Below are 14,832 nucleotides of genomic sequence, written 5' to 3'. Positions count from 1 at the left end.
ACACCAACCCAAACCGGCACAATGAGTGTCAGCGATGTCCCGAGACAAAAGTGTCAGCGATGTCCCGAGACACCACAAGCCACCATGTGGCAGCAGTCCTCGGCGTTGACGCCGCAACGAATATCTTTGACGACCAACGTCATCCGTTGTCCGCCCGCGAGCGACAATGTCGCTCATAGGCGGGCAGGCCGAAAACCGTTGCGCAAGAGGCTCTTACGACCGACGTGACGGACGAGGTCCGGACTGTGGTGCCCAAGTGACCCACGCGACTCACGAGGCGGTTTCCGCGACAATGTCGCTCACAGGCGGGCAGGACGAGAACTACCCACCGGTGACGCTGCGACCGGCGCTGTGCAGGTCATTGCACGCCTCGACGACACGCTCGGACATCGACGCCTCGGCCTTCTTCAGGTAGCTGCGCGGGTCGTAGGTCTTCTTGTTGCCCACCTCGCCGTCGACCTTGAGCACGCCGTCGTAGTTGGTGAACATATGCGCGGCGACCGGCCGGGTGAACGCGTACTGGGTGTCGGTGTCGACGTTCATCTTCACCACGCCGTACTTGAGCGAATCCTCGATCTCGGACTTCAGTGAGCCCGAGCCGCCGTGGAACACGAAGTCGAAAGGCTTTGCGCCGTCGCCCAATCCGAGCTTGGCCGCGGCCACGCGCTGCCCCTCGGCGAGCACCTCGGGCTTGAGCACCACGTTGCCGGGCTTGTACACGCCGTGCACGTTGCCGAACGTCGCCGCCAGCAGGTACTTGCCGTGCTCACCGGCCCCCAACGCGTCGATGGTCTTCTCGAAATCCTCGGACGACGTGTAGAGCTTCTCGTTGATCTCGGCCTCGACACCGTCCTCCTCGCCGCCGACGACTCCGATCTCGACTTCGAGGATGATCTTGGCGGCCGCGGCCTGCTTGAGCAGTTCTTGCGCGATCGAGAGGTTCTCGTCGATCGGGACAGCGGAGCCGTCCCACATGTGCGACTGGAACAGCGGGTTGCGACCTGCCGCGACGCGCTCGGCAGAGATCGCCAGCAGCGGACGCACGTAGGTGTCGAGCTTGTCCTTCGGGCAGTGGTCGGTGTGCAGGGCCACGGTGATCGGATACTTCTCGGCGATCACGTGCGCGAACTCGGCCAGCGCGACCGCACCGGTCACCATGTCCTTGACTCCGAGGCCCGAGCCGAACTCGGCGCCTCCGGTGGAGAACTGGATGATGCCGTCGCTGCCCGCGTCGGCGAAGCCCTTGATGGCGGCGTTGATGCTCTCGGAACCCACACAGTTGATCGCCGGGAACGCGAACGAATGCTCTTTGGCCCGGCCCAGCATCTCGGCATAGACCTCAGGCGTGGCGATAGGCATGTGAAATTTCCTTCCGAGGTCTCTTATTGCAGAAATTGGCCGGTGGCACGCCCCAGGTACCCTTGGGAGTCGTGATCGACACCGCCCTCCCAGAGGTTACGACCAATCTGGCGCTCATGCCCGATTTCATGGACCCGATCAACCTCATCGGTTACTTCGGGACATGGGCCCTGGTGGGCATCCTTGTCGTCGTCTTCGTCGAGTCCGGTGTGCTGTTCCCGATCCTGCCCGGCGACTCGCTGCTGTTCGTGGCGGGCATGCTCGCCGCAGGTACGGCGGCCCAGGGCGAGGCCGTGCACGCCAACTTCGAGCTGTGGCACCTGCTGGTGGGCATTCCGATCGCGGCAGTCCTCGGTGGCCAGGTCGGCTACTTCATCGGCCGCACGATCGGCACCTCGATGTTCAAGCCGAACGCCAGGGTGCTCAAACAGAAGTACCTCGACGAGGCGCACGTCTTCTTCGAACAACGCGGCCCGTTCGCGATCGTCATCGCACGCTTCGTCCCGATTGTGCGCACCCTCGCGCCGATCACCGCGGGCGCCGCCAAGATGCGCTACCCGGTGTTCACGTTCTTCAACGTCCTCGGCGCGGTCATCTGGGGTGTCGGGCTGACCCTGCTCGGCTACTGGCTGGGCAGTTTCGAGATCATCCAGAAACTGCTGGAACCGATCTTCATCCTCATCGTGGTGGCATCGGTGGCCCCGATGTTCATCGAGTGGTACAAGCGGCGGCGCGCCGCCAAGCGGGCCGCGGCGACCGAAGCCACCGCGGCCGAGGCGTCCTAGCCGAGGCCGAGCGCCCCCGCGAGTTCCCGCAACGCCGGGCGCGGATCCGCGGTCGGGTTTTCGCCGAGCGCCTGCACGACGACGTGATCGGCGCCCGCATCGAGGTGTGCGGTGATCGCCGCGGCGGCCTGTTCGGTCGAGCCCATCCCGACGAGCCCGCGGGCGAGCCGGTCCGAGCCGCCCCGAACCAGATCCGATTCGTCGAAGCCCTGGCGCAGCCACGAGTTCCGGTAGTTCGGCAGCCCGCTGTAGACCTCGAGGTGGGTGTGCGCCCGGGCGAGTTGGTCGGCCTCGTCACCGCCGATGGCGACGGCCTGCTCGGAAACCACCCAACGGTCCTGGCCGAGAATTTCCCGGGTGGTCGCGGTGTGTGCGGGCGTGACGAGGTACGGATGCGCGCCGTCGGCGTGGATGCCGGACAGCTCGATCATCTTCGGCCCGAGTGCGGCCAGCAGTCGCGGCGGACGCCCGACGCCCGGCTCGATCTGTTCGGGCACCGCGGCCATGCGGTCGAGGTAAGTACGCATGGTGGCCAGCGGCTTGGCATAGGTCCCGCCCAGCCCGTGTTCGACCAGCGGGCCGTGGCTCACGCCGAGGCCGAGCACGAACCGGCCCGGATTGAGCGCCGTCAGGGTGCGTGCGCCGGATTCGGCGGCCGACGGCACCCGGACGTGGATGTTGGCGATGCCGGTGCCGATCACCAGCCGGTCCGTCGCGGCCAAAAAGGCCGCCGACTGCGTCAACGCGTCCTTGCCCACAACCTCGGGCAGGAACAACGACCCGTAGCCGAGTGCCTCAATGTCCCGCGCGACCTGCTGCGCTTCGGGCATCGACCAGGTGTCACTGGCCCACCACACGCCGATGCGGGCGGGAAAATCGATACGGGCGCGTTCGGTCACTGACCACTCCTCAATTCGTTGGACTCGTTGTGTTCGTGGTGAATGCGGCCACCGGTGTCGGCGAGTGGCCTACCAGTCCCGCCCCAGCGCTGGGCGATGATCTCCGCCGCGATCGAGACCGCCGTCTCCTCGGGTGTCCTGGCGCCGAGGTCCAAGCCGATGGGGCTCGACAGGCGCGCGAGTTCGTCGTCGTTCAGGCCGGCTTCGCGCAGCCGGGCCATCCGGTCCTCATGTGTGCGCCGCGAGCCCATCGCACCGATGTAGCCGACCTCGGGCAGGCGCAGCGCCACCTCCAGCAGCGGCACGTCGAACTTCGGGTCGTGCGTGAGCACGCAGATCACCGTGCGGCTGTCGATGTCGCCTGCGGCCTGCTGTGCGGCCAGGTAGCGGTTGGGCCATTCGACGACCACTTCGTCGGCGGTCGGGAACCGGGCCTTGGTCGCAAAGACCGGGCGCGCATCGCACACCGTGACGCGATAGCCGAGCAGGGATCCCTGGCGCGCGACCGCCGCGGCGAAGTCGATGGCGCCGAACACCAGCATGCGCGGGCGCGGGGCGAAGCTGGCGACGAACACGTCCATGCCCTCGCCGCGCCGCTCACCATCCGGACCGAACGTCAGCACGCCGCTGCGGCCGGTGTCGAGCAGGCCGCGCGCATCGTCGGTGACGGCGGCGTCGGCCCGCGCCGATCCGAGCGTGCCGGTGACCTCGTCGGTGCGGATGACCAGTCGACGGCCCACCCACGCCGGGTCGGGATGGGCGACGACGGTTGCCGTCGCCGCGGGCCGGTGTTCCTCGATGTCGCCGACGAGCGCTTCCAGTTCGGGGAACGTCCGTCGCGACACTGCCTCGACGAACACATCGAGCACACCGCCGCAGGTCAACCCGACCGCGAACGCATCGTCGTCGCTGACGCCGTAGCGCTGCAGCACCGGCGCGCCGTCGGCGACCACCTCGCCGGCGAGCTCGTACACCGCGCCTTCGACGCATCCGCCCGACACCGATCCGCTGACCGTTCCGTCGGGTGCGACGACCATCGCGGCGCCCGCCGGGCGCGGCGCCGACCGGAACGTCCGCACCACCGTCGCCAAGCCCGCCGTGTCGCCGGCACGCCAGACTGCCAACAGCTCGCTCAGCACGTCGCGCACGGTGACAACCTAACCCGCCAGGGTGTGCGCGGCCTCCATCAGCATCCAGCCGGACACCTGCACCGACATGTCGCGTTCCGGTATCGCCGACGCGTTGACCGCGCCTTCGACGAACTCGGCCTCTTTGCCGGCCGCGCTGGGCAATTCGGCGGTGCGATCCCAGAACGCGCTGAACAGCGGCAAGCCGTCGACGGTCTGGCGGTTGTCCCACGCCGACTCCGCCGACTTCAGCACGATCGAACGGGCGGTATCACGGGCCGCGGCGTCCTCGGGTGCGTCCCCGGGCAGCGTGGTGGCCACCAATGCGAGATAGCGAGCCGTGATCGCATTGAACAGACCGCCGTCGCCGCCGCCCGCACCCTTGATGACGCCGTCGGTGGTCATCTCCTTTTCGACCGCGGCGACCAGGCGGCGCACCCGCTCGGAATGGCGGGCGTCCTTGGTCCGCACCGCGAGTTCGGTTTCCAGCCCGAGCACCACACCCTGGCAATAGGTGTACTGCGCACGCACCATCGATCCGGCTTTGATGCCGTCGAACACCAGGTGGGTGTCCGGGTCGATCAGCGTCTCGTCGATCCAGTCCGCCATCTGCTGGGCGCGGCGCAGCCGATCGTCGTAGCGGGCCAAGAAGATCCCGGCAGGACCGTTGGCGGGGGCGTTGAAGAACTGATCCTGTTTGCGCCACGGGATGCCACCGCCGTCTTCGGGCACCCACGCGTTGACCAGCTGGTCACACAGTGTCTTGAGTGCACGGGGCTTCTCGACACCGGCGAGCCGCCCGGCCCGTTCGATGGCCAATGCCAGCCAGGCCATGTCGTCGTAGTAGTCGTTGGTCCATCCGGTGTTGCGCAGCCAGTGCGCCCGAATCTGCCGTTCGATTCTGACCTTCCGCTCCGGTTGCGGATCCCGCACCTGCGCGTCGATCAGGCAGTCGAGCAGATGCGCCTGCCACCAGTAGTGCCAGGTCCCGAAATTGCGGTACTTCTTCGTCGACGGCCAGGCCACCACACCGAGTTGAGTGCCGGGCAGGCCCCAGAGTTTCTTCAGATGCCGTTGGGTGATCGCAGCTTCTGCGCTGGCCGCACGGTTAGCCCATAGCTGATCCATATGGACGATCCTGCCCTACCAGGCCTCCGAAATGTCGGCATGTCGAGTGATCCAGGCGTGCATGGCGATCCCGGCCGCGACCCCGGCGTTGATGCTGCGGGTGGAGCCGAACTGCGCGATCGACACCGTCACCGCCGCGCCGGCCTGCGCCTCGGGCGTGATGCCCGGGCCTTCCTGACCGAATACCAGCAGGCAGTCCCGTGGCAGCTCAGTCTCTTCCAGCCGCACGGCACCAGGAACATTGTCGACCGCGACGACCGTGAGCCCGGCGCCGTTCGCGAACCCGAGCAGTTCGGCGGTGGTGTCGTGGTGGCGCAGCCGCTGGTAGCGGTCGGTGACCATGGCGCCGCGCCGGTTCCAGCGCCGCCGGCCGACGATGTGGACGGTGTCGACGGCGAACGCGTTGGCGGTGCGCACCACCGCGCCGATGTTGGCGTCGTTGCCGAAGTTCTCGATCGCGATGTGGAGCCGGTGCCGACGCTGATCGATGTCGGCGATAATCGCCTCGCGACTCCAATACCGGTACGCGTCAACGACATTGCGGGTGTCACCGGATCGGAGCAGCTCGGGGTCGTAGCGCGGATCGTCCGGCAGCGGGCCGACCCACGGTCCGACGCCGGGACTTTCGCCCCACTCGGTGGGGCCGACGTGCTCAGTCACCGGTGGTCCACAGTGCCGCCTGCGTGCCGATCAGCGACACCGTCGCGTACAGCAGCGCGGCGTTGATCTCGCCCTGTGTGCACAGCGATGCCCGTAGGTTCACCGCGTCACGCGATGCGTCAGGCAGCACGAGCACCGATGCGCCGTACACCGAGCAGGCATGGCTGAGTCCGGGCGGAGGCAGGGTCGGGGCCGCGACCACCATGAGCGGGCCCCCGCGCCGGGCCGAATCCTCGCGGTAACGTGCGGCGAGACCGTCGATTTCGAGTCCGAGCAGCATGTAGCCGTTACCGGTGAAAGCGTCGGGTTCACCGAGAGCCGTCGGCGCCAACTGCGCACCATCGGCGCTGAAGCCGTCGACGCTCGCCGTCTTGATGGTCAAGCCGGTGTCGTTGACGTTGGTCGGCAGGACACCGACCGGGAATGCCGCGGCATAGGCGACGGTGGTGCCGGCGATCCGCTCACGCGGTGAATACGCGTAGACGCCACGCACCTGGCTTTGATCCCGCAGCGGACCCAAACATACTGTGCCGCTGAGCTTGTCGGGCGAGGGCGCCGAGAGCGGTTGAAGCGCCAGGCTGGTCACGCCGGTACACCCGCCGATCGCGTTGGCCTCGATCGGATGCGCCAACGCGCCGTACAGGCCGAACCGGATGTCCTCGGGTTTGGCGTGTTCGCCGCCCGATGCCGTGGCCTCGACGTCGACGAGCACGTGCTCGGCGTCGAAACGCAGGTTCGACGTCGTGATGGTCCAGCCGAGCAGGTTCAGCGATTCCCCGAGCGATGCGGTCTGCGCCTCGTATGTGCTCTCGGGTTTGTCGTCTGTCGAGCAGCCGGTCACTGTGGCGGTGACGACGAGAAGCATCGCCGTCACCGCTCCGATCAGCGCCCGCACCGGTTGCGGGGTTGTGCCTCAGGTTCTCTCACGGCCCTTGCCCACCACCTTCGTTATTGCGCGCACCAGGTTTCGCGGCACCATCCGGCCTCCGGTGGTCAGCGCTTTGTATTGCAGTCCTGGCACGATAACGACCTTGCCTGCGGCTACTCCCGCCAGGCAGTCGCGTACGACGTCGTCGACCTCGAGCCACAGAAACGACGGCGTACCCGCCATGTCGATACCGGCCCGGGCGTGGAATTCGGTGTGTACGAATCCCGGGCAGAGCGCGTGCACACCGACGCCGGTGCCATCCAGCCCGTTGGCCAGCCCTTCGGTGAATGCGATCACCCACGCCTTGGAGGCCGAGTACGTCGACCCGCGGCCGGGAAGGAGCCCCGCGACACTCGCGACGTTGATGACGCTGCCGGACCGAGCGGCGATCATGGACGGCAACGCGGCATGCGTCAGCTCCATCACGGCCGTCACGTTCACGTCGAGCTGAGCCTGCAATTGCGCGAAATCGGCCGTCCAGAACTCACCCGACGTTCCGAAACCCGCGTTGTTCACGAGCACCTGCACACCGGCCCGCAGCCGGTCGGCGACCTTGGCGCGGTCGGCGGCGACCGCCAGGTCGGCAGGTATCACCTCGACCCTTGCGCCGGCCTCATGCTGCAGTTCGCCGGCCAGTTGTTCGAGCCGCGCCGCGTCTCGCGCGACCAGTACGAGGTCATAGCCTTCGAGCGCATATCGCCGGGCGAAACCGGCGCCGAGCCCCGATGTCGGTCCGGTGATCAGGGCGACGGGGCGGGACATGACCTAGAGGGTACTGAACCCCCGATGCGGCCCGGCTAGCGCTGGTAGTGCGGCGCCTGACGCATGTTGCGGGCCGGCGGCGGAGGCCTGCGGATCGAATCCGACCGGCCGACGTCAGGGCGCTGTTGGGCGTATCGACCCACGTCACCACGGCTTGGAGGCATGTCGGTACGTCCAGGCGGCAGCTCGCGGCGGCCCGCCGGTGTCGGTGCCAGCGGACGGCTGGGCGAGCCCGCACGCCGCGCGAGTGGCGACTGGCCGGGCTGGCCGGCCGGCGCTGCGCCGTTCTGCGGAACAGGCGGCAACACCCGAAGGAGGTCGTTGAACTGCCGGACGGTGCGCAGACCCTCGTCCCATTGGGCGCGGGTGCTCGTGACCGGCATGCTGACGAGCGTCCAGTGCTGCTCGTTCCACATGATCTCGGCGCAGTCGGGTGCGGTGTGGGCGAATGTCACCATCCGGCGATCGCACGCGCGGCGGGCCGCATCGAGGTTGGTGGAGTACACCATTCGCGGGCCGATCGCGCCGAGCAGCCAGATGTCGTTCTCGCGCGGCTCCTTGATGCCTTTGAGGCGCAGGTCGACCACGACGTTGGTGCCGACCTTGCGGTGCAGCGCGATCACGGTGGCGACCTCTTCGATGTCGAAGATGAACACCGCCTCGCCACGGATCTGGCCGAGCACGACGTTCTTGGCCGTGACATCGCCGACGGTCGACATCACCCCGCGCTTCCAGCGCTTGAGGATCTCGTCCGACTCGTGCTCGTAGTCGAAGCCATGCGACTTCGCCCACGACTTACGGCGACGCCCCAACCCGCGTCGACGATCGATGTCGACATACAGCAGCACGGCCGCACCCACGAAGCAGAGTGCGGACAGCGTGAACCAGAGCGGGACCATCGGGCCTAGCCTACTTGTTGGTAGCGCAAATGCCTCAACTCTATGAGGTCACAACCCGATTACTGGTTGCTCAGATCGCCCTGACCCGGAGCCCTCCAGGTACATCACAATCGCGTTCGTGAGGCCTCGCCGCGCCAAGTCCAGGTCGGAATAGGTGCCGAGTTGCCGCTCGGAGGCGATGCCGCGCATCGCACCCGGAATGAGCGACGCGACCTCCCGCACCCGTTCGGGGTCCACATCAAGATCGGCGAAAGCTTGCTGGCACGTCTCAAGCCAGCCCTGGCCCCAGGACTGCAGTTCGGCGGCCGTCTTGGGGTAGAGCCGCTCGAGTTCGTCCCGGTCCCGCGGCAGCGCGGCCCGCAGGTTCTCGATCGCGCGGGAATCACTCGCGGTGAGCCCGTCGTAGAGCAGGTCGATGATCCCGGCGACCCGTTGCCGCAGCGGCGCACCGCTGTCGTGGCGTCCGAGCACACCTGCGCGACGTTCGGCGGTGCGGTGCAGCACCGCGGCCCAGAAGCCGTCGATATCGCCGAACTGGTATTTCACCGCACCCCAGGTCGCGCCGATCTCCTTGGCGATGCGGTTGGCCGACACCGCTCCCGGATCGCCGGTGGCCAGCGCCTTGAGCGCGGCCTCGAGCATGTTCTCGCGGGTCGCGACGCCGCGCCGATTGGTGCGACGCGCGGTGACCTCGGTCATCTTGGAAGGCTACCCCAGTTTCGTAGAACCCTCTTCCAAAGTTTCACAGATGCTCCTACGATTCAGGTCATGGCCAAGCCACCGCTGTCGATGAAACCGACGGGCTGGTTTCAGGTCGCCTGGTCGGACGAGGTCGCTATCGGCGACGTCCACGCGATGAAGTACTTCGGCGAGGAAATGGTCGCCTGGCGGTCGGATTCGGGCCAGGTCACGGTCATGAACGCCTACTGCGAACACCTCGGCGCACACCTGGGTTTCGGCGGACACGTCGTCGGTGAGGTCATCCAATGCCCGTTCCACGGCTGGCAATGGAACGCCGAGGGCCGCAACGTCTGCATCCCCTATCAGGACCGGCCCAACCGCGGCAGACGCATGAAGACCTATCCAGTCGTCGAGCGCAACGAGGCCATCTACATCTGGCACGACATCGAATGCCGCGAGCCGTTCTTCGACGCACCGGACGTGTTCGCGTCCTTCGCCGACGGCAGCAGCGCCGCCGACTACTACCCGCAGCAGCGGCTGTATCGCGAAGCGCTCGAACTGCATCCGCAGTATGTGTTGGAGAACGGCGTGGATTTCGCGCACTTCAAGTTCGTGCACCAGACGCCGATCGTGCCGGTGTTCACGCGCCACGACTTCGCCGATCCGGTGTCCTACGTGGATTTCACGATCACGTTCGAAGGCGACGAGAACCAGACCATCGACGACGTGCGCAGTGGCGTCGAGGCCATCAACGGCGGTCTCGGCATTGCGGTCACCAAGAGCTGGGGCATGATCGACAACCGCACGATCTCAGCCGTCACCCCGATCGACGAGTCCACGTCCGACGTTCGGTTCATGGTCTACATCGGGCGCACACCAGGCAAGGACACTGCCCGTGCCGCCGCGAAGGCCGCCGAGTTCGGCGACGAAGTGATCCGGCAGTTCACCCAGGACATCCATATCTGGTCACACCAGCGCTACTCCGATCCGCCCGCGTTGGCGACCGCCGAGTACGAGGGCTTCACCGCAATCCGCAAGTGGGCCATGCAGTTCTATCCAGACGGTCGTGGTGGAAGTGCCGCAGACCTTGCACGTGTACGAAAGGCAGACACCCTGTGACTTCGAAGGTTCGCGTATTCCAGGTCGCGACGGGCAACGTCGGCACCGAGATGATCAAGCGCATCGTCAAGCGCCCCGACCTCGAGCTCATCGGATTGCATTGCTACACACCCGAAAAGGTAGGCCGTGACGCCGGTGAGATCGCCGGTATCGAACCCGTCGGGGTCACCGCCACGGGCTCGATCGACGACATCATCGCCGCACGCCCCGACGTCCTGACATTCCACGGCGTGTTCCCTGACGAGGATCTCTACGTCAAAGTCCTTGAGGCAGGCATCAATATCGTCACAACCGCCGACTGGATCACCGGCTGGCACCGCGACACCAATCATCCCCACCCGTCGGGCAAGCCCGTGTCCCAGTTGCTCGCCGAGGCGTGTGAGAAAGGCGGGTCGACGTTCTACGGCACCGGCATGAATCCCGGACTCAACCAGATCCTCGGCGTGGTCTGCTCGGCCGACGTCGCCGAGATCGAGAACGTCACCACGATCGAATCCGTCGATGTGTCATGCCATCACAGCCGCGACACCTGGATCGAGGTCGGCTACGGGCTTCCGGTCGACGACCCGTCGATCCCCGGCAAGCTCGAGAAGTACACCCGGGTGTTCGCCGACAGCGTCCTGATGATGGCCGACTGCTTCGGGCTGACGCTCGACGAGGTGAAGTTCACCTACGAGCTCGGGGCGTGCACCAAGGACGTCGACCTGGGCTGGTACAAGCTGCCGAAGGGATCGCTGGGCGGCAACTACATCAAGTACCAGGGCATGATCGACGGTGTGCCGCGCGTCGAGACCCACCTCGAATGGCAGATGACCCCGCACACCGATCCGAGCTGGGATATCAAGGGCTGCTACATCACTCAGATCAAGGGCGATCCGTGCGTCTACAACAAGCACATGATCTTCCCGAAACCCGGTGTGGACCTTTCCGATCCGGATTCCTTCGCCTCGATCGGCATGACCGTGACGGGCCTGCCCGCGCTCAACGCGATCGCGTCGGTGGCCAAGGCCCCGCCCGGGCTGCTGACGAGTGCCGACGTTCCGCTGCGTGGCTTCGCCGGGCGGTTCGCACTGTGAAATCCGGCTAGATCTCCAGGGCCTCGGCAAGCGATTCGTACAGGCGCATGGCGGCGTTGTCGTACACCTGCAGCAGCACCTCGGGCATCTGCGGGTGCGGTGCCGAATTCGCACTGACCAGTTGGATCTGAACGTGATCGGCGCCTGCATCGAGATGCGCTCGCACCCCTCGGGCGATCTCGGCGGGTTCGCCGTGAACGGTAAGGGCATCGACCAGGCGGTCACTGCCGTCACCGGCGAGATCCTCATCGGTGAATCCCAGCCGGCGCAAATTGTTTCGGTAGTTGACCAGGCCCAGGTAGGGGTGCTTGATTCGCGGCCGGGCCAGCGCGCGGGCCCGAGCGGCATCCGATTCGAGCACCACCTTCTGTTCCGGGGCAAGGAATCTCTGCGGCCCCAGTGCTTGCCTGGATCTCCTGGTGTGCTCGGGTGTGACGAGATACGGCACTGATCCGCCTGTGCGCTCGCGGGCCAGATCCAGCATCTTGGGGCCCAGTGCGGCCAGCGCACGTCGCTCCTGCGGGAATCCTCGGGTGTCGAGTTCGTCAAGGAACGCCTTCAACGTCGCCAGTGGCGGGCCATAGCCTTTCGTCTGCTCTGGATGACCCACGCCGATGCCGACAAGCAGCCGCTCAGGGAATTTGTCCTCGATCCGCCGATACGCGTCCGCCAACGTCGCCGCGTCACCGCGGTAGATGTTGTAGATGCTGGTGCCTACCACCAGATGGTCGGTGGCCGCGAGGATATCGTCCATCCCGGCGAGGTCGACTTCCGGACCACCCAGCCACAGCGCCGTAAACCCAAGACTCTCCAGATGTTTGGCCATGTCCGGTGTGGTCGCATACGCCGGCTGCCACACGCCGTATTTTCCGAGTTTCATCGAGCGCCTCCGTGTTGTTCGCCGTTACGGCCATGGTGGCGCGACTTTATTGGACCAGCAAGTCCATTTTTGCCTGGGCGTCGAGTGTGCGCCCACGGCGGACATACGGCTTCGTGGCCGACCCTGACGCACGCTCGGTGCCAAGCGTGCACACTCGTGGTTATGCCTGCGTCGACCACTGTCACGCGGTCGGGTCCGCGCCGCGTCGCGATTCTCGTCTACGACGGAGTAACACTGTTGGATGTCGCGGGTCCGGCGGAGGTGTTCAAGACGGCGAACCGATTCGGTGCCGACTACGAGATCGTGCTGTTGTCGCCGACGGGTGAGAACGTCACGTCCAACCTGGGTTTCGGAATCGCAGTCGATCACGACGTATGCGTCGAGCCTGCTGCCGACACATATCTGGTGCCCGGCTCCGACAACTATCCGCGCACACCGGTGCCTTCGACTTTGGCCGAAGCCGCAGGGGTTCCGGCCACCGGAGCCCGCCGCGTTGCGTCGATCTGCACGGGCGCGTTCATCCTCGCCGCCGCCGGGCTCCTCGGCGGCAAGCGTGCGACCACACACTGGAACGTCGCGCGCGAACTCGCCGCCCGGTGCCCGACGTGCCAAGTCGAACCCGATGCGATCTACGTCCGTGACGGCAACACATACACGTCGGCGGGCGTGACGGCCGGGATCGACCTGGCCCTCGCACTGGTCGAAAAAGACCACGGGCCAGAGCTGACCCGCGACGTCGCCCGCGCGCTGGTGGTGTACATGCAGCGTTCCGGTGGCCAGTCACAGTTCTCGGCTCCTCTGCAAGGTCCGCCGCCTCGTTCTCCAGCCCTTCGACAGGTCATCGACTTGGTGACGGCGGACCCGCAAGGCGACCATTCGCTCGCTGAGCTCGCGAAGCATCTCAACGTGAGCACGCGGCATCTCACCAGGCTCTTCCGCGATGAACTGTCCACCACACCAGCGCGATACGTCGAGACCATCCGTTTCGACATGGCCAGAGCACTGCTCGACCAAGGACATACCGCGACCCAGGCAGCGGCTCGCGCCGGCTTCCCGAGCTACGAGAGCATGCGACGGGTGTTCGCGAGAAAGCTGTCGATCAGCCCGGCGGCCTACCAACGCCGGTTCAGTACCGCTCGTCGCGCCAACTCGGGCGCCTAACCCTGTGGGTCATCGACCTTGAGTTGTTCACCGGTGGTGGCGATGAAGACCACCAGCAGCTTTGCTGGATCGGTTGAGCTGATCTTCTCGGTGGTGACGTGGTGGACGCCCGGCTGCTCGGACCAGTTCTCGCCTTGCCGGTAGACATGTCCGGGCTCCCCTTCGAGCTGGCTGCTCACCGCGCCTTCGAGCACATAGGCGTAGACGAACGCGTCGCCGTGGCGGTGGGGCGCCGCGTGTGCGCCCGGCGGGAACGTGACGATCGCCGACGCGAAGGTCTTGCCTGCGACGTTCGGTAGCGCTTGTTGGAGTAGGGGTGACAAGGTCTCCGAACCAGCCAGAGCGGGCTCCGAGTTCGCGATGGGAGCACTGCCGACGATCGTGGCCGCGACGGCAGCCGCCAGCAGGCCCTTGGCGATCATTTACCGGCTCCTTCGTGCACCTGGATGATCGTTTTGCCCGGATTGCGCCGATGCCGTGCGAACGCGTCGGCCGTGTGGGCGAGGGGACGCACCGCACCGACGATGGGAGTGAGCCGTCCGCCCCGCACACGCTGAGCCAGGTCGGCGAGCTGCGCGCGGTCGGGTTCGACGACGAAGAAGATCGCCCGCCCGTCCTTGGGCTGCACCGTCGGCGGCTCGGCGATGGTCACGACGGTGCCGCCGGGGCGTACCAGTGCGGTTGAGCGCGTGAGGATTTCGCCTCCGATGACGTCGAATACGAGATCCACATCGCCGATGTCCTCCAAACGGTCGGCCTCGAGATCCACGAAAGCCTGGGCCCCGAGGCCAATTACGATGTCGCGGTCGTCAGACCGCCCGGTGCCGATCACCTGAGCGCCGACCTCTCGGGCAAGCTGGACTGCGATTGAACCCACTCCCCCGGCGGCGCCGTGAACAACGACCGTTTGACCTGCCGCGAGTCCCGCATGGACGAACAACCCTTGCCATGCCGTCAACCCGGAAATCGGCAGCGCTGCTGCCACAGTGTGGTCGATATCCGAGGGGAGAGGCGCCAGGTTACGCGCCTCGACCGCGGTGTATTCGGCAAGCGAGCCGTCGCGGGCCCAGTCGGTGAGGCCGAAAACCCGTTGGCCGACAGTGAGCCCCGTGGTGCCGTATCCCAATTCGGCTACGACACCCGATAACTCGTGACCGGGGACAGATGGCGTGCGGTCACGGCCGGCGCGATCGGCCCACGTGGCGGGCCAGTCGAGTTCGCCGGGCGTGAAGCCCGCCGCGTGAACTCGGACGATGACATCATTCTCAGCGGCGTGGGGATAGGGCAAGTCAGTCAGGGTGAGTCCATCGATACCGGCGTCACGGTCTCGAATCGTGATGGCTTGCATAGATTTTCCCTCCTCCTAGG

The 14,832-nt window shown here is 66.3% G+C and carries 16 protein-coding genes; 4 read left to right on the top strand and 12 right to left on the bottom strand.

Annotated features, from left to right (window positions below; translation table 11 throughout):
- Nucleotides 1-321: 321 nt before the first annotated feature.
- On the bottom strand, nt 322-1,359 hold the full coding sequence (gene fbaA / locus AWC31_RS18245) for a class II fructose-bisphosphate aldolase (RefSeq protein ID WP_085145451.1): 1,038 nt from the start codon (nt 1,357-1,359) through the stop codon (nt 322-324).
- A 71-nt stretch (nt 1,360-1,430) separates the two neighbouring features.
- On the opposite strand from fbaA, the gene AWC31_RS18240 reads away from it, so the two are divergent.
- Nucleotides 1,431-2,144, top strand: coding sequence for a DedA family protein (locus AWC31_RS18240; RefSeq protein WP_085145450.1), 714 nt, complete (start codon nt 1,431-1,433; stop codon nt 2,142-2,144).
- Here AWC31_RS18240 and AWC31_RS18235 read toward each other — a convergent pair.
- The 8 genes from AWC31_RS18235 to AWC31_RS18200 are packed head-to-tail and all read right to left on the bottom strand — an operon-like array spanning nt 2,141 to nt 9,246.
- Nucleotides 2,141-3,043 carry an LLM class F420-dependent oxidoreductase gene (locus tag AWC31_RS18235; protein WP_085145449.1) on the bottom strand — a complete coding sequence of 301 codons (903 nt, stop codon included), beginning with the start codon at nt 3,041-3,043 and terminating at the stop codon, nt 2,141-2,143. The genes AWC31_RS18240 and AWC31_RS18235 overlap by 4 nt on opposite strands.
- Nucleotides 3,040-4,191, bottom strand: coding sequence for an XdhC family protein (locus tag AWC31_RS18230; RefSeq protein WP_085145448.1), 1,152 nt, complete (start codon nt 4,189-4,191; stop codon nt 3,040-3,042). Before AWC31_RS18230 ends, AWC31_RS18235 begins: the two co-directional genes overlap by 4 nt.
- 9 nt (nt 4,192-4,200) lie before the next feature.
- Nucleotides 4,201-5,298, bottom strand: coding sequence for a glycoside hydrolase family 76 protein (locus AWC31_RS18225; RefSeq protein ID WP_085145447.1), 1,098 nt, complete (start codon nt 5,296-5,298; stop codon nt 4,201-4,203).
- Between the two features lie 15 nt (nt 5,299-5,313).
- Nucleotides 5,314-5,958 carry a TrmH family RNA methyltransferase gene (locus AWC31_RS18220; RefSeq protein WP_085145446.1) on the bottom strand — a complete coding sequence of 215 codons (645 nt, stop codon included), beginning with the start codon at nt 5,956-5,958 and terminating at the stop codon, nt 5,314-5,316.
- On the bottom strand, nt 5,951-6,853 hold the full coding sequence (locus AWC31_RS18215; protein WP_085145445.1) for a hypothetical protein: 903 nt from the start codon (nt 6,851-6,853) through the stop codon (nt 5,951-5,953). The genes AWC31_RS18220 and AWC31_RS18215 overlap by 8 nt, the downstream gene beginning before the upstream one ends.
- 18 nt (nt 6,854-6,871) lie before the next feature.
- On the bottom strand, nt 6,872-7,648 hold the full coding sequence (locus AWC31_RS18210; RefSeq protein ID WP_085145444.1) for an SDR family NAD(P)-dependent oxidoreductase: 777 nt from the start codon (nt 7,646-7,648) through the stop codon (nt 6,872-6,874).
- A 35-nt stretch (nt 7,649-7,683) separates the two neighbouring features.
- On the bottom strand, nt 7,684-8,547 hold the full coding sequence (ttfA, locus tag AWC31_RS18205) for a trehalose monomycolate transport factor TtfA (RefSeq protein WP_085145443.1): 864 nt from the start codon (nt 8,545-8,547) through the stop codon (nt 7,684-7,686).
- Nucleotides 8,548-8,595: 48 nt separating this feature from the next.
- A complete protein-coding gene (locus AWC31_RS18200) occupies nt 8,596-9,246 on the bottom strand; it encodes a TetR/AcrR family transcriptional regulator (RefSeq protein WP_085145442.1) in 651 nt (216 codons plus the stop codon).
- Between the two features lie 69 nt (nt 9,247-9,315).
- On the opposite strand from AWC31_RS18200, the gene AWC31_RS18195 reads away from it, so the two are divergent.
- A complete protein-coding gene (locus tag AWC31_RS18195; RefSeq protein ID WP_085145441.1) occupies nt 9,316-10,347 on the top strand; it encodes a Rieske 2Fe-2S domain-containing protein in 1,032 nt (343 codons plus the stop codon).
- Between the two features lie 50 nt (nt 10,348-10,397).
- Nucleotides 10,398-11,423: an NAD(P)H-dependent amine dehydrogenase family protein gene (locus AWC31_RS18190; RefSeq protein WP_275082035.1), complete on the top strand. Its 1,026-nt coding sequence runs from the start codon at nt 10,398-10,400 to the stop codon at nt 11,421-11,423.
- Between the two features lie 7 nt (nt 11,424-11,430).
- Here the strand turns inward: AWC31_RS18190 and AWC31_RS18185 are convergent, their stop codons facing one another.
- Nucleotides 11,431-12,303, bottom strand: coding sequence for a TIGR03620 family F420-dependent LLM class oxidoreductase (locus AWC31_RS18185; RefSeq protein WP_085145439.1), 873 nt, complete (start codon nt 12,301-12,303; stop codon nt 11,431-11,433).
- 162 nt (nt 12,304-12,465) lie between these two features.
- Here AWC31_RS18185 and AWC31_RS18180 point away from each other — a divergent pair, with 162 nt between their 5' ends.
- On the top strand, nt 12,466-13,464 hold the full coding sequence (locus AWC31_RS18180) for a GlxA family transcriptional regulator (protein WP_085145438.1): 999 nt from the start codon (nt 12,466-12,468) through the stop codon (nt 13,462-13,464).
- Here AWC31_RS18180 and AWC31_RS18175 read toward each other — a convergent pair.
- Both AWC31_RS18175 and AWC31_RS18170 read right to left on the bottom strand, forming a co-directional pair.
- Nucleotides 13,461-13,886, bottom strand: a complete 426-nt coding sequence (locus AWC31_RS18175; RefSeq protein ID WP_085145437.1) for a cupin domain-containing protein — start codon at nt 13,884-13,886, stop codon at nt 13,461-13,463. The genes AWC31_RS18180 and AWC31_RS18175 overlap by 4 nt on opposite strands.
- A complete protein-coding gene (locus tag AWC31_RS18170; RefSeq protein ID WP_085145436.1) occupies nt 13,883-14,812 on the bottom strand; it encodes an NADP-dependent oxidoreductase in 930 nt (309 codons plus the stop codon). The genes AWC31_RS18175 and AWC31_RS18170 overlap by 4 nt, the downstream gene beginning before the upstream one ends.
- Between the last annotated feature and the right edge of the window lie 20 nt (nt 14,813-14,832).

Source organism: Mycolicibacterium wolinskyi (assembly GCF_002101965.1).
GTDB classification, from domain to species: Bacteria; Actinomycetota; Actinomycetes; order Mycobacteriales; family Mycobacteriaceae; genus Mycobacterium; species Mycobacterium wolinskyi.
This window is presented reverse-complemented; position numbering and strand designations above follow the sequence as displayed.

Coding starts and splice junctions, on each gene's coding strand:
- AWC31_RS18225 (WP_085145447.1), bottom strand. CDS start 5,298: ATGGATCAGCTATGGGCTAACCGTGCGGCCAGCGCAGAAGCTGCGATC.
- AWC31_RS18170 (WP_085145436.1), bottom strand. CDS start 14,812: ATGCAAGCCATCACGATTCGAGACCGTGACGCCGGTATCGATGGACTC.
- AWC31_RS18190 (WP_275082035.1), top strand. CDS start 10,398: ATGATCAAGCGCATCGTCAAGCGCCCCGACCTCGAGCTCATCGGATTG.
- AWC31_RS18185 (WP_085145439.1), bottom strand. CDS start 12,303: ATGAAACTCGGAAAATACGGCGTGTGGCAGCCGGCGTATGCGACCACA.
- ttfA (WP_085145443.1), bottom strand. CDS start 8,547: ATGGTCCCGCTCTGGTTCACGCTGTCCGCACTCTGCTTCGTGGGTGCG.
- AWC31_RS18210 (WP_085145444.1), bottom strand. CDS start 7,648: ATGTCCCGCCCCGTCGCCCTGATCACCGGACCGACATCGGGGCTCGGC.
- AWC31_RS18195 (WP_085145441.1), top strand. CDS start 9,316: ATGGCCAAGCCACCGCTGTCGATGAAACCGACGGGCTGGTTTCAGGTC.
- fbaA (WP_085145451.1), bottom strand. CDS start 1,359: ATGCCTATCGCCACGCCTGAGGTCTATGCCGAGATGCTGGGCCGGGCC.
- AWC31_RS18180 (WP_085145438.1), top strand. CDS start 12,466: ATGCCTGCGTCGACCACTGTCACGCGGTCGGGTCCGCGCCGCGTCGCG.
- AWC31_RS18175 (WP_085145437.1), bottom strand. CDS start 13,886: ATGATCGCCAAGGGCCTGCTGGCGGCTGCCGTCGCGGCCACGATCGTC.
- AWC31_RS18200 (WP_085145442.1), bottom strand. CDS start 9,246: ATGACCGAGGTCACCGCGCGTCGCACCAATCGGCGCGGCGTCGCGACC.